Consider the following 13027-nt stretch of genomic DNA (forward strand, 5'->3'; position numbering starts at 1 on the left):
TAAAATCGATGCAAAAATTCATAAAGGTAAAAAATTGCAAGATTTCATTAATAAAATCAAAAATGAAATTTCAACTCTTGATGATCTGGAGAAGATCAGGGTAGAAATTTTTGGCAAAAAGGGCATCTTGGCGCAAGGTTTTGCAAAGCTAAAAGAGCTTGGCGAGGATGAAAAAAAGGAATTTGCAGCAAATTTAAACAAGCAAAGAGATGAGCTAAGCGCGCTTATAGAAGCTAAAAAAGCCGAGCTTAGCGAGCAAGAGATAGATAATAAGATGAAAAAAGAGGCCGCTGATATCACGCTCTTTAACGAGCCTGTTGCTAGTGGAGCACTGCACCCTGTGATGGCCACGATGGATAAGATAATTGAATACTTTTTAGCTCTAAATTTCTCGCTCGAGACTGGGCCGCTTATAGAAGATGATTTTCACAACTTTGAGGCGCTAAATTTACCAAAATACCACCCAGCAAGGGATATGCAAGACACATTTTACCTAGATGATTTTAGACTTTTAAGGACGCATACGAGCCCAGTTCAGGTGCGAACTATGTTAAATCAAAAGCCACCTATCCGCATGATAGCGCCTGGCACTGTCTTTAGACGCGATATGGACCTAACGCATACACCGATGTTTCATCAGGTTGAGGGCCTTGTGGTGGAGGACGCTGAGAAAGTTAGCTTTGCAAATTTAAAATCAATGCTTGAAGGCTTTTTAAAGCACATGTTTGGCGATGTTGAAGTGCGTTTTCGCCCTAGCTTCTTTCCATTTACGGAGCCTAGCGCTGAAGTTGATATTAGTTGTATATTCTGCCACGGCAAGGGTTGCAGGGTGTGCAAGCAGACTACTTGGCTCGAGGTGCTTGGATGCGGCGTCGTCGATCCAAATGTATTTAAGGCAGTTGGCTATAAAAATGTAAGCGGATATGCCTTTGGCCTTGGGGTTGAGAGATTTGCGATGTTGCTTCATAGAGTGCCTGATCTAAGGTCACTTTTTGAGGGAGATTTAAGATTGTTGGAGCAGTTTAAATGATAATTTCAAAGCATTGGTTAAACGAGTGGATCGACCTTAGCGAGGTTAGCGGCGAGACACTTTCAAAGACATTAAACTCTATCGGTTTAGAAGTTGATAGCTATAAAGAGATAAATTTACCAAAGAGCATCGTAGTTGGCTACGTAAAAAGTAGAGAAAAGCACCCAGATGCCGATAAGCTAAGCGTTTGTCAGGTTGATGTTGGCAGCGAAACGCTTCAGATCGTTTGTGGGGCTAAAAACGTCGAGGCTGGTCAGTTTGTGCCAGTTGCGCTCATTGGCACGACGATGCCAAATGGTCTTGAGATCAAAAAGGCAAAGCTAAGAGGCATCGAGTCATGCGGTATGATCTGCTCTTCAACTGAGCTAGGACTACCTAAGACAAATGACGGCATTTTGCCACTTGATGATAGTATCGGCAAGCTAAAACTTGGCACAAGTCTTGGTGAATTTGAAGCGTTCAAAGATGTGATCATCGAGGTTGATGTCACAGCAAATAGGGGCGACTGCCAAAATTTACACGGCATCGCAAGAGAAATTTGCACCGCACTTGATCTAAATATGAAAGATAGCCACGAAAATGAAGATAGCGAAAATTTACTAGGCATTGGCAGGATCGCGTCTGTGCGAACTGAAGATAAGGTAAATGGCTCGTTTTTGTATAAAGCCTTTGAGCTAAAAAATGCATTAAGCGAAAATTTACTAACTAGGTTGAGGCTAGCTCTAATTGATTGTCAAAAGACAAATTTAGTAGAAAGACTGCTTGAATACGCGACATTTTGCACGGGCGTCTTGTTTAGAGCTTATGATCACGCTAAGCTTGTGGGCGAGGGCGAAAAAGCAGTTTTTGACATCAAAAATGGCGAAAATGGCGAGTGCGTGGTCTTTTGTGAGGATAGAAATTTAGGCGTTGCTGGAATTTACCAAAGCGATGAGGCTAGGGTCGATGAGGGCTCAAAGGTGATCTTGGTAGAGGCTAGCTACGTAAAACCAGATGTTGTCTCAAAAGCCATTTTTGAAAATAAAAATTTACCAAAAGGCGATCAAGTTTATCGCTCAAGCCGTGGTAGCGAGCCAAATTTAACTTACGGGGCGGACTATCTTTTCAAAAGGCTAGCTGGCTTTAAAGATAGCCTAAGTCTTTTTGCTGGCTCACAGCAATCACTTCTAAACACCGAGCCTATCACGCTTAGCATCTCGCTTGGCGAGCTTAAAAATATGATCGGTCAAGAGGTTGCTAGAAACGATGTCGTTAAAATTTTAAAGAAACTTGGCTTTGAGATCGCGGTAAATGTTGAGCAAGAGAGCTTTAATGTAAAAGTGCCGTTATTTCGCCATGACATCGTAAATTCGCATGATATCTGCGAGGAGATCGTAAGGATAATAGGCATCGACAATATCGCCTCAACGCCGTTAAATTTCTCTGAGAAAAATAGGCTAAATAAGACATATTTTGACTATAAAAATGCTTTAAATTTAAGGCACCGTGCAGCCGACAATGGCTTTTTTGAAAGTGTGCACTACGTATTTGACAGCCTTGATGAGCTAAGTGAGCTAAATTTCAAACCTTGCAAGATCAAGATACTAAATCCTATAAACAACGAGCTAAACACGCTTAGACCAGCACTTGTTAATCACCTTCTAAGCTCAAGCGAGAAAAACATCAAAAACTCAAAACGCTCAGTTAGACTTTTTGAGCTTGGCGAAGTTTTTGACGAAAATGCAAACCAAGGCTTAAATTTAGGCTTTGTCGTATCAGGTCTCTTAAAAGAGCCAACACTTATAAACGGCGCAAAGGGCGAAGAGGCAAATTTCTACGCATTTGCAGCGATGGTGCAAAATGTCATAGGCAAATTTGAGCTAAAACCTTGCCGTGAGATATCGTATCTTAGCCCATACGAGCAGGCACACATCTATCAAAATGGCGAAAAGATCGGCTATATCGGCAGAGTTGATGTAAGAGTAGAGGCAAAAAGGGATTTGCCTAAAACTTATGTCTGCGAGATTGATTTTGCAAAGCTTAAATTTGAGCCGATCTTAGCAGTGCCTTACTCAAAATTCCAAAGCACTACAAGGGATCTTAGCCTAATCGTACCTGAAAATTTCGAGGCTGGACGAATTTATGAGTGCATAAGAGGGCTAAATTTAAAAGAGCTAAAAGAGTTCTTGCCGGTTGATATCTATAAAGATGCGAAACTAAACGGCGCGATCAGCCTTAGCCTTAAATTTACATTCCAAGATATGGAAAAAACGCTCGAAGATGACGATATAAACGCGCTTATGGATAAAATTTTAAGCGAGCTAAAAGAGAAACTAAATATCGGAATAAGATGAGAATTTATCCACTAGAAAAAAGTCTAAATTTAACCATCGATGACATCGCGGCTGATAAGTCTATCTCACATCGATGTGCGATGTTTTCGCTTTTAAGCGACAAGCCATCTCGCGTTAGAAACTACCTAAGAGCAGGCGATACGCTAAATACCTTAAAGATCGTTGGGCTCTTAGGTGCAAATGTCGAAGATAACGGCGCTGAAATAACGATCACTCCGCCACAAAAGATAAAAGAGCCAAAAGAAATTTTGGAGTGTGGCAACTCTGGCACGGCGATGAGGCTTTTTATGGGGTTACTAGCCGTACAGGATGGTTTTTTTGTGCTAAGTGGCGATAAATACTTAAATTCTCGTCCGATGGCTAGAATAGCAAAGCCTCTAAATGATATGGGTGCAAAGATAGATGGTGCAAACAACGCAAACAACGCTCCTCTTTGCATAAGAGGGACTAAATTTGAAAGATTTAGTTTTGATAGCAAGATCGCCTCAGCTCAGGTAAAAAGCGCGCTCTTGCTAGCGGCTCTTTATTCAAATGGCTGCAAATTTAGCGAGCCAGAGCTAAGCAGAGACCACACTGAGCGTATGCTTGCAGGCATGGGAGCTAATATAAAGCGTGACGGCCTAGAGATCACGCTAGAGCCTATGAAAGGCCCACTTGCACCACTTGACATAGACGTGCCAAATGACCCAAGCTCGGCATTTTTCTTCGCAGTCGCAGCTTTAATCATCCCAAATTCGCATATCATTTTAAAAAATATCTTGTTAAATAAAACTCGTATCGAAGCTTACAGAGTTTTAGAAAAAATGGGCGCTGAGATAAAATTTCACAAAACCTCAAGCAAATATGAAGATATCGGCGATATTGAAGTCAAGTACTCGCCAAATTTAAAAGGTGTAGAGGTTAGTGAAAATATCTCGTGGCTCATCGACGAAGCCCCAGCTTTAGCCATCGCATTTGCCTGCGCTAAGGGTCAAAGCAAGCTAACAAATGCAAAAGAGCTTCGCGTAAAAGAGAGCGACAGGATAGCTGTCACGATAAATGCGCTAAAGCAGTGCGGTGTCGATGCTAGTGAGCTTGAAGATGGATTTATTATAAATGGCTCTGAGGCAAAATTTGCCACGATAGATAGCCATGGAGATCACAGGATCGCCATGAGCTTTGCCATACTTGGACTAAAATGTGGCATGCAGATAGAAAAGAGTGAATTTATCGCTACTTCGTTTCCAAATTTTGCTGAGATTTTAAAGAAAATGGGAGCTAGAGTTGAAGATCGAGCTTGCTAGTAGTTATGGATTTTGCTTTGGCGTAAAAAGGGCGATAAAGATAGCTGAAAACGCTGGAGATGCCGCAACTATCGGTCCGCTCATACATAATAATGAAGAGATAAACAGGCTTGAGAAAAACTACAATGTAAAGACGCTTGAGGGCATAGACGAGCTAAAAGATGAGAAAAAGGCGATCATCCGCACTCATGGCATCACTAAAAACGACCTTGCGGAGCTAAAAAAAACTGATATAAAAGTGATCGACGCAACTTGTCCGTTTGTGACAAAGCCACAACAAATTTGTGAAAAAATGAGCGAAGAGGGCTATGATGTAGTGATCTTTGGCGACATGCACCACCCAGAGGTAAAAGGGGTGAAGTCATATGCTAAGGGCAACGTCTATGTCGTGCTTGAAGAGAGCGAGCTAGAGGGCATTAAATTTAAGCAAAAGGTCGCGCTTGTCAGCCAAACGACTAGAAAAGTTGAGAAATTTATGCAGATCGCAAACTATCTCATGCTTCATGTAAAAGAGCTACGCGTTTTTAACACGATCTGCAACGCGACATTTGAAAACCAAGAGGCTGCTAAAAATTTAGCCAAACGAGCAGATGTGATGATAATCATCGGCGGAAAAAACAGCTCAAACACAAAACAACTCTACCTAATATCTAAAAATTTCTGCAAAGATAGCTACCTAATAGAAAGCGAAGAAGAGCTTGATGGATCATGGTTTGAGGGCAAAAATTTGTGTGGTATAAGTGCGGGGGCTAGCACACCTGACTGGATCATACAAAAAGTCGTTGATAGAATCAAAAAAGTATAAAATTTATCCTAGCTAAAGCCACAATTAACTATAATAAGCCAATTTGCCTCTATTGGCATAATAAAATTTAAAGGATCAAGATGGCTGTGAACAAAAGTGTTCAATTAGGAAAAGCAAAAGACGAAGATATCGAAGATATCGATTTTGCTGCGATGTTAGAGGAGTCTTTTAAAAAGACTGAAGAAGATAGTGACGCAAAGATCGTCAGTATCAATGGTGATGAGGTTTTAATTGACGTTGGCAAGAAGTCAGAAGGCATTTTAAATGTTTCTGAGATCACTGACGCAAACGGCAACCTGACGCATAAAGTTGGTGATACGATCAAAGTTGTAATAACTGGATCAAGAAATGGAAGACCTATAGTGTCGCACAAAAAAGCACTTAGAAAAGAGAAAGTTAAAGCTTTCATCGAAGCTTACGATCCTGAAAATTCTGGCGAAATCGACGTAAAAGTAGTTGGAAAAAATAAAGGTGGTTTTATCACTCAAGACGCAAATGGCGTAGAATTTTTCTTACCAAGAACGCACAGCGGATTTAAAAACGCTGAGGGCGTAGTTGGAAAATCATACAAAGTAAGAGTTATAAAAGTTGATAAAGAAGAGAACAGCATCGTTGTCTCAAGAAAGAAAATTTTAGATGACGACCGCAAAAAACGCAAAGAAGCTCTATCAAACATAGTAGAAAACGATAGCGTTATAGAGGGCACAGTTAAGAAAATCACAACTTATGGTATGTTTGTTGATGTTGGCGGTGTAGACGGACTTGTGCATTACAGCGAAATAAGTTACAAGGGTCCGGTAAATCCTAGCTCACTATACAAAGAAGGCGATAAAGTTTTAGTTAAAGTTATCAGCTATGACAACGAAAAACGCCACCTATCTCTATCTATCAAGGCAGCTACTCCAGATCCTTGGGAAGAGATCATAAGCGACGGCCTAGAAGTTGGCGACACTATAAAAGTAACAGTTAGCAATATAGAGCCTTATGGTGCATTTGTCGATCTTGGAAATGATATTGAAGGATTTTTACATATATCTGAAATTTCATGGGACAAAAATATCAAAAATCCAAAAGATCACATCAGCGAAGGTCAAGAGATCGATGTTGAGGTTATCGAAATAGACGCAAAAGGACACCGTTTAAGAGTGAGCCTTAAAAATTTACTTCCAAAGCCATTTGATGAATTTAAAGCTAAATTTAAAGAGGGTGACGTAGTAAAAGGCGTTGTAACAACTATCACAAATTTCGGTGCATTTGTTAGAGTAGGCTGCGTTGAGGGCTTGCTACACAACGAAGATGCATCTTGGGATAGAAACTACAAATGCAAAGATATGTTCAAAGCTGGCGACGAGCTTGAGGTAAAAATCATCAAAATTGACAGCGCTGAGCAAAAAATTTCTCTAAGCCTAAAAGATCTAAAACAAAGTCCAGTTCAGGCATTTGCTAATAAATTTAGTGTAGGCGACATCGTAAAAGGAACGATCCGTGACATTAAAGAGTTTGGCGTATTTGTTGAGCTTGGTGATAATGTCGATGCGCTAATCCGCAAAGAAGATCTAGGTAGCGTAGATGCTAGCACGTTAAAGATCGGCGATGAGATCGAGGCTGCTATCGCATTTATCGATGAGAAGAAAAACAGAATTCGCCTAAGCATACGCCGTTTAGCAAAACAAAAAGAGCGTGAAGTGTTAAATGAGATCAATGACAACGACGACAAAGTAACACTTGGCGACATCATAAAAGAACAATTACGCTAGTATAAATGGGCAGACGCACGCTTTTATCAGTAGTTGTTCTGCTCTTTGTGATATTAGGTTTGGTTGGAATTTATCTTGTTAAATTTGCAAGTGTAAATTTCAGCCAGATCCCAGAAAACAATATAACAAACGAGCAAAATATAACCAAAAACACAGCCGGCAGTGAAAACTGGATCAACGAGCTGGCAACTATTAAGAAAAAAGATTACGTATTGCCTGTAAATGAAATTTTTATAGAATACAACCGACCTAAGATAGAAAAGCCAAAGATCACAGCATACGAACTTTTGATAGATAAAAACGATATCTACTCTATGTTCTGTTTGATGCAGACTTTGCGAAGTAGCGAGGTTGATTTCACTGTTGTAAAGGACGGCGCCAAAAGCCAGATCTTTTTAAATACTCAAGACTCAAAGTTGCTTCAAAATATCATACTGCAGCTAAGAGTTTACGACATCCACTCAAGTGTAAGAGAGGTAAAATTATGAAAACTATCATTGTTTGCGACGCAATACACCCAGTAGGTTTTGAGCTTTTAAAAAAAGAGCAAGATATAAATATAATAGACGCAGTTAATACCCCAAAAGACGAGCTTTTAAAAATTTTAGGTGAGGCCGATGTAGTGATCACTAGAAGCTCGACTGAGGTAAATGAGGACTTTTTAAATTCTGGCAAAAAGCTAAAAGCTATCGTTAGAGCCGGTGTTGGCGTGGATAACGTTGATATAGATGGCTGTTCAAGAAGAGGCATCATTGCTATGAATGTCCCGACTGCAAACACTATCGCAGCGGTTGAGCTAACTATGGCTCACATGCTAGCGGCTGCAAGATCGCTCGAGTACGCTCACAACGACCTAAAGCTAGATAGAATTTGGAAGCGTGAGAAGTGGTATGGAGTTGAGCTATTTAAGAAAAAGCTTGGCGTGATCGGCTTTGGTAATATCGGCTCAAGAGTGGCAGCACGCGCAAAAGCTTTTGGCATGGATATCATCGCATACGATCCATACATCGATCCATCTAAGGTCATCGATATGGGCGGCACTTATACTAAAAATTTTGATGACATCTTGGCATGTGACTTCATCACGATCCACACTCCAAAGACCAAAGAGACAACCGATATGATCGGCGCTAAAGAGATAGCAAAGATGAAAGATGGCGTAAGACTTATAAACTGCGCTAGGGGCGGCCTTTATAACGAAGAGGCGCTTTATGAGGGGCTAAAAAGCGGCAAGGTGGCTTTTGCTGGTATCGATGTTTTCACAAAAGAGCCAGCAACAAGTCATCCGCTTCTTGATCTAAATAATGTAAGCGTCACGCCACATCTTGGGGCAAATACCCTTGAGTCGCAGCGCAACATCGCAGTAGAGGCAGTCGAGCAAGCTATCTTGGCAGCACGCGGCATAAGCTATCCAAACGCTCTAAATTTACCGATCAAAACAGAAGATCTACCGCCGTTTGTTGAGCCTTATATTGATCTTACAAGCAAGATGGCATTTCTTGCAGCTCAGATAAACAAAAGTGCCATCAAGGCTATTCGTATAGAGACTCACGGGCAGATTAGCGAATATGCAAACTCACTGCTAACATTTGCCATAGTGGGCGCTCTAAAAGAGAGTCTTGGCGATGCGATAAACTATGTAAATGCTAAATTTTTATGCGACGAAAAAGGCATAACTACTGAAACTAGCACAGGTGGAGATAGTATCTTTAAAAATAAGATCACGGTTCGTCTTACTACTGAAAATGGCATTGTAAGCGTTGGCGGCACGGTGTTTGGTGAAAATCAACAACGCATCGTAACCGTCAATGGCTTTAAGACTGACTTCAAGCCAAAAGGTAAGATGATCATCTTCAAAAACCACGATGTACCGGGCGTTATTGCTCAGATCAGTAAAATTTTGGCTGATGAGAAGATAAACATCGCAGACTTCCGTCTTGGCAGAGATGAGCACGGCATGGCGCTTGCGGTCATCTTGGTCGATGAACATATAAAAACAGAAACGCTAGAGAGATTAAACGCACTTGAAGCTTGTGTTTGGGCTCAATACGCAGTTATATAACAAATTACGAAAGGATAAAAAATGGCTTCATATTCAATGGGCGATCTAAAAAAGGGACTAAAGATCGAGATCGATGGCGTTCCTTATAAAATCGTAGAATATCAACACGTTAAGCCGGGCAAGGGTGCAGCTTTTGTTCGTGCAAAGATCAAATCTTTTGTCGATGGAAAGGTTCTTGAAAAGACTTTTCACGCAGGTGACAAGTGCGAGCAGCCGCATCTTGAAGAGAAAGAGATGCAGTATCTCTATGACGACGGCGAGTTTTGCCAGTTTATGGACACGGCTACTTACGAGCAAGTTGCGATCAGCGATGAGGATGTGGGCGATGTTAAAAAATGGATGATCGATGGTATGATGGTTGAAATTTTATTTCACAACGGCAATGCTATCGGCGTTGAAGTGCCACAAGTAGTCGAGCTAAAGATAGTTGAAACTCCACCAAATTTCAAGGGCGATACACAAGGTGGCAAAAAGCCAGCTACCCTTGAGAGTGGCGCGGTAGTTCAGATACCATTTCACGTACTAGAAGGCGAGGTCATCCGCGTTGATACAGTTCGTGGCGAGTACATCGAGCGCGCAAATAAATAACCATACATTTGGCACGTTAAATTTATGAAAGAGGAATTTGACGAGCTCATTGCTCTGCTAAAGCCGCTATTTAAGGATAATGGCTTTAGTAAGAGCGCTTTAAATTTCTACAAAAATACCCCAAATTTTATCTATGTTGTAAATTTTCAAAAAAGTAGTGGCAATAGCTTAGAGCGCACGAGATTTTATATAAATTGCGGCATTTACGCCCCTTTTATAGAGGCTACTCTTGGCAAAGAAGCGCTTAGCAAGCCAAAAGAGTATGAGTGCCATTTTAGAGCTAGAGCACATGAAATCACTCGCACAGTTGCTTCACACTACGAGATAGAGCCAGATAGTGACATGGCTAAAATTTATGAAAATGTAGCAAATGATCTTGGTTTTGTTTTTAAATTTTTTGAGCAAAATAGCTCTGAAGCAAATTTAATAGAATTAATGCTTGAACAAAATGGCCTTGCAGCGATAAATCAGCTCTACGAATATCTTTTGATAAAAGATAAAAGTGAAATTTTGATCTCTCATGCCAAAAGGCTCTTCGCAAAGCATGGCAGTGAAGCAAGGTGGAGTAAATTTCAAAACCATATAAATGAGCTACTTAAAAAATTTAAAAAAGACGAGATAAATTTTAAAGAGTAAATTTGATGGAAGAACGAGGCAGTTGCCTGCCCCGCTAGTTAGCATTAAGCCGACTTTTCTTTGAGATATTTGTTTATAAGAGTTGTGATCTCTTCGCCGTGTGGGAACCTTGACTCATCGTTTCCGATGCGATCCTTTTTAGAAAAGATAACGTTTCCGTCAACCTCGACGATGAAATTTCCACCATCTCCTACAACCAACTCGACTCTTGCATCACTAAAGTTCGCTTTTATTTCATCTTCTACACGAGAAGCTACCGGACGATAGTTTCAAGAGTTGCAGTAAATAATTTTTACTTGCATGCTCTGTCCTTTCTTGTGAAATAAGCTTTGATTATATAAAATTTATCCTAACAAACAGATAACACGATAAAGGACGATTTTATGAAAAAGGTAGCCGTAATCCTAGCTGATGGTTTTGAGGAGATCGAGGCGCTAACCTCCGTCGATGTTTTACGCAGAGCAGGCGCGATAGCATCTATCGCTAGCTTGAAGGACGCGCAGATCAGAGGTGCTCACAATATAAATGTAAAAGCTGATGTCACACTTCGTGAGGTGGAGGAGCTAGGTTATGATGCGATCGTGCTTCCAGGAGGTCTGCCTGGTGCAGAAAATCTTGCAAATGACGCCAAACTAAGAGAAATTTTGCAAGCATTTGATAAAGAGAGCAAGCTAATTTGTGCCATTTGTGCCGCTCCTATGGTGCTTGAGCGAGCTGGGGTGCTAAAAGATAGCTTTGTTTGCTACCCTGGCTTTGAAGAAAATGTAAGAAGCGATAAAAGAGGCTACGTAAGCGATAAAAACGTGCTAAAAGATCAAAACATCATAACTGGCAAGGGACCTGCTTTTTCTATGGAATTTGCACTTTTTATAGTGAAAAATCTGCTTGGCGAAGAGGCTTACCATAAAGTAAAAAATGATTTACTTTATAAATAGTTTATAAAAAAATTGTAATTTTTTATTTAATTATTCTACTTAAACTTAAGGATAAATTTTGTTTAGTGATAGATATTATAACACCTTGCTGTTGCGATTTGTTGCATTTAAGGATATTTTTTAAAAAATTGTAATATTTTTCTTGATTTTTACATCTTTTTGACGGAAATAAGCTATTATTTCTCTAATCGATCAGATCGATAATTTTTTTAAGGAATAATCCTGTGAATATTTATGTAGGAAATTTGTCGTATAGAACGACAGAGGCAGAGTTGAAGGAAGCTTTTGCACAATTTGGTGAAGTAAAGCGCGCAAAGATCGTAAAAGATAGAGAGACAGACCGCTCAAAGGGCTTTGGCTTTGTTGAGATGGACGATGCGAACGAGGGCCAAAAGGCGATCGACGCACTAAATGAAAAAGAACTCGGCGGACGCACTTTAAGAGTAAATGAGGCTAGACCAAGAGATTAATGACTATTTGCCACCATCTGGTGGCATGGTCTCTCGCATAGCTCCGACGCCAAGCGGCTATCTACACGCTGGCAACGCCTACAACTTCATCTTGACTTATCTTTTGACGCGCTCGCTGGGCGGCGTTTTGCACTTAAGGATTGATGATTATGATCTTGGCAGATACCGGCGCGATTTTGTTCAAAATATCTTTGATGTGTTAGAATTTCTGGGGCTTTGCTACGATAAAGGCGCTACAAGCGTTAGCGACTTTGAGCATAATTTTAGCTTTAAAACAAGAGCCAAAAGATATGAAAACGCACTTGAAAAGGTGGGCGAAATTTACATTTGTGAATGCACAAGAGCCACGAAAGATGCCTATGAAAACGGCATTTACACTAAAATTTGCAAAGATAAAAAGCTAAAATTTATAAAAGATAAAACCGCTATTAGACTAAGCGTGGATGAAAACGATGAACTTGGCAGGATCGTGGCAGCGCAGATGGGCGATTTTGTCATTTATAAAAAGGATTTTACCCCAGCTTACAACTTCGCAAGCGTCATTGATGATGAGGATATGGGGGTAAATTTGGTTGTTAGAGGCAAGGACTTGCTGTCTTGCGCGCTAGCTCAAAGATACCTTGCAAAAAGGCTAAATTTTGGCTTTTTAAATGCTAAATTTATCCACCACAAGCTACTTTTAGACGGAGCCAAAAAGCTTTCTAAAAGTTCGAAATCGCCACCTATTGATCTAAGCCAAAATCCTCAAATTTATTACAAAATGTTAGCAAATGATCTTGGACTAAATTTAAACTCAGCAGATAAAATTTCAAACCTGCTTTATGAATTTAGGCTTAAAAATATAGCCGAGAGGTTGATAGGCTCTTAAAATTTGATAGAAAATTTAGTTATGTAGTGTATTGGTGCTATTGTTTGCACTATTTTACAAGTTTTAAAATTCTATTCACCCCTAAGAATTGACTACTAAAATTTGACTTTACTTACAGTTTAGCTCAAATTTTAGAGCCGAAATTACTCGTTCATGAAATTTTAAAATTTGCCTGACTTTCTATTACACAAAACGCATGCAATTGTACTAAAGCACTGCATGCATTTTTGTTTAAGCTTTTTGATTATTAAATTTAAAGC

General features: G+C 40.1%; 13 protein-coding genes. 12 read left to right on the plus strand and 1 reads right to left on the minus strand.

Annotation, left to right across the window (positions count from 1 at the left end; genetic code table 11):
• Window positions 1-34: 34 nt before the first annotated feature.
• From pheS to CYP26_RS01845, 9 genes are all read left to right on the plus strand, one after another.
• Entirely contained in the window at window positions 35-1030 is a 996-nt protein-coding gene (pheS, locus tag CYP26_RS01805; protein WP_103630144.1) for a phenylalanine--tRNA ligase subunit alpha, read from the plus strand.
• Window positions 1027-3363 carry a phenylalanine--tRNA ligase subunit beta gene (gene pheT, locus CYP26_RS01810; RefSeq protein ID WP_103630145.1) on the plus strand — a complete coding sequence of 779 codons (2337 nt, stop codon included), beginning with the start codon at window positions 1027-1029 and terminating at the stop codon, window positions 3361-3363. The genes pheS and pheT overlap by 4 nt, the downstream gene beginning before the upstream one ends.
• Window positions 3360-4646 carry a 3-phosphoshikimate 1-carboxyvinyltransferase gene (gene aroA / locus CYP26_RS01815; RefSeq protein WP_103630146.1) on the plus strand — a complete coding sequence of 429 codons (1287 nt, stop codon included), beginning with the start codon at window positions 3360-3362 and terminating at the stop codon, window positions 4644-4646. Before pheT ends, aroA begins: the two co-directional genes overlap by 4 nt.
• A complete protein-coding gene (locus tag CYP26_RS01820; protein WP_103630147.1) occupies window positions 4627-5451 on the plus strand; it encodes a 4-hydroxy-3-methylbut-2-enyl diphosphate reductase in 825 nt (274 codons plus the stop codon). Before aroA ends, CYP26_RS01820 begins: the two co-directional genes overlap by 20 nt.
• 80 nt (window positions 5452-5531) lie before the next feature.
• The gene (locus CYP26_RS01825) at window positions 5532-7208 is read left to right on the plus strand and encodes a 30S ribosomal protein S1 (RefSeq protein ID WP_103630148.1); all 1677 of its coding nucleotides are present in this window, start codon (window positions 5532-5534) and stop codon (window positions 7206-7208) included.
• A gap of 5 nt (window positions 7209-7213) precedes the next feature.
• Window positions 7214-7696, plus strand: a complete 483-nt coding sequence (locus tag CYP26_RS01830) for a hypothetical protein (RefSeq protein WP_103630149.1) — start codon at window positions 7214-7216, stop codon at window positions 7694-7696.
• Window positions 7690-9270, plus strand: a complete 1581-nt coding sequence (gene serA / locus CYP26_RS01835; protein WP_258031367.1) for a phosphoglycerate dehydrogenase — start codon at window positions 7690-7692, stop codon at window positions 9268-9270. Before CYP26_RS01830 ends, serA begins: the two co-directional genes overlap by 7 nt.
• 21 nt (window positions 9271-9291) lie before the next feature.
• The gene (gene efp, locus CYP26_RS01840) at window positions 9292-9858 is read left to right on the plus strand and encodes an elongation factor P (protein WP_103630151.1); all 567 of its coding nucleotides are present in this window, start codon (window positions 9292-9294) and stop codon (window positions 9856-9858) included.
• 24 nt (window positions 9859-9882) lie between these two features.
• Window positions 9883-10494, plus strand: a complete 612-nt coding sequence (locus CYP26_RS01845) for a DUF4304 domain-containing protein (RefSeq protein WP_103630152.1) — start codon at window positions 9883-9885, stop codon at window positions 10492-10494.
• Between the two features lie 44 nt (window positions 10495-10538).
• Here CYP26_RS01845 and CYP26_RS01850 read toward each other — a convergent pair whose 3' ends face one another.
• A complete protein-coding gene (locus CYP26_RS01850; protein WP_257639680.1) occupies window positions 10539-10796 on the minus strand; it encodes a SelT/SelW/SelH family (seleno)protein in 258 nt (85 codons plus the stop codon).
• 81 nt (window positions 10797-10877) lie between these two features.
• Here CYP26_RS01850 and CYP26_RS01855 point away from each other — a divergent pair, with 81 nt between their 5' ends.
• From CYP26_RS01855 to CYP26_RS01865, 3 genes are all read left to right on the plus strand, one after another.
• A complete protein-coding gene (locus tag CYP26_RS01855; protein ID WP_103630153.1) occupies window positions 10878-11429 on the plus strand; it encodes a DJ-1 family glyoxalase III in 552 nt (183 codons plus the stop codon).
• A 224-nt stretch (window positions 11430-11653) separates the two neighbouring features.
• Complete coding sequence (locus tag CYP26_RS01860; protein ID WP_035142802.1) at window positions 11654-11899, plus strand: RNA recognition motif domain-containing protein; 246 nt, start codon at window positions 11654-11656, stop codon at window positions 11897-11899.
• Entirely contained in the window at window positions 11877-12767 is an 891-nt protein-coding gene (locus CYP26_RS01865; protein WP_103630154.1) for a glutamate--tRNA ligase family protein, read from the plus strand. The genes CYP26_RS01860 and CYP26_RS01865 overlap by 23 nt, the downstream gene beginning before the upstream one ends.
• The last annotated feature ends 260 nt before the right edge of the window (window positions 12768-13027 follow it).

The sequence above is a fragment of the Campylobacter concisus genome, from assembly GCF_002913225.1.
Taxonomy (GTDB): domain Bacteria; phylum Campylobacterota; class Campylobacteria; order Campylobacterales; family Campylobacteraceae; genus Campylobacter_A; species Campylobacter_A concisus_J.

Excerpts from the sequence above, each read along its gene's own strand:
- CYP26_RS01865 (WP_103630154.1), top strand. The coding sequence starts at position 11,877 with ATGAGGCTAGACCAAGAGATTAATGACTATTTGCCACCATCTGGTGGC.
- CYP26_RS01830 (WP_103630149.1), top strand. The coding sequence starts at position 7,214 with ATGGGCAGACGCACGCTTTTATCAGTAGTTGTTCTGCTCTTTGTGATA.
- CYP26_RS01855 (WP_103630153.1), top strand. The coding sequence starts at position 10,878 with ATGAAAAAGGTAGCCGTAATCCTAGCTGATGGTTTTGAGGAGATCGAG.
- efp (WP_103630151.1), top strand. The coding sequence starts at position 9,292 with ATGGCTTCATATTCAATGGGCGATCTAAAAAAGGGACTAAAGATCGAG.
- CYP26_RS01845 (WP_103630152.1), top strand. The coding sequence starts at position 9,883 with ATGAAAGAGGAATTTGACGAGCTCATTGCTCTGCTAAAGCCGCTATTT.
- pheT (WP_103630145.1), top strand. The coding sequence starts at position 1,027 with ATGATAATTTCAAAGCATTGGTTAAACGAGTGGATCGACCTTAGCGAG.
- aroA (WP_103630146.1), top strand. The coding sequence starts at position 3,360 with ATGAGAATTTATCCACTAGAAAAAAGTCTAAATTTAACCATCGATGAC.
- CYP26_RS01825 (WP_103630148.1), top strand. The coding sequence starts at position 5,532 with ATGGCTGTGAACAAAAGTGTTCAATTAGGAAAAGCAAAAGACGAAGAT.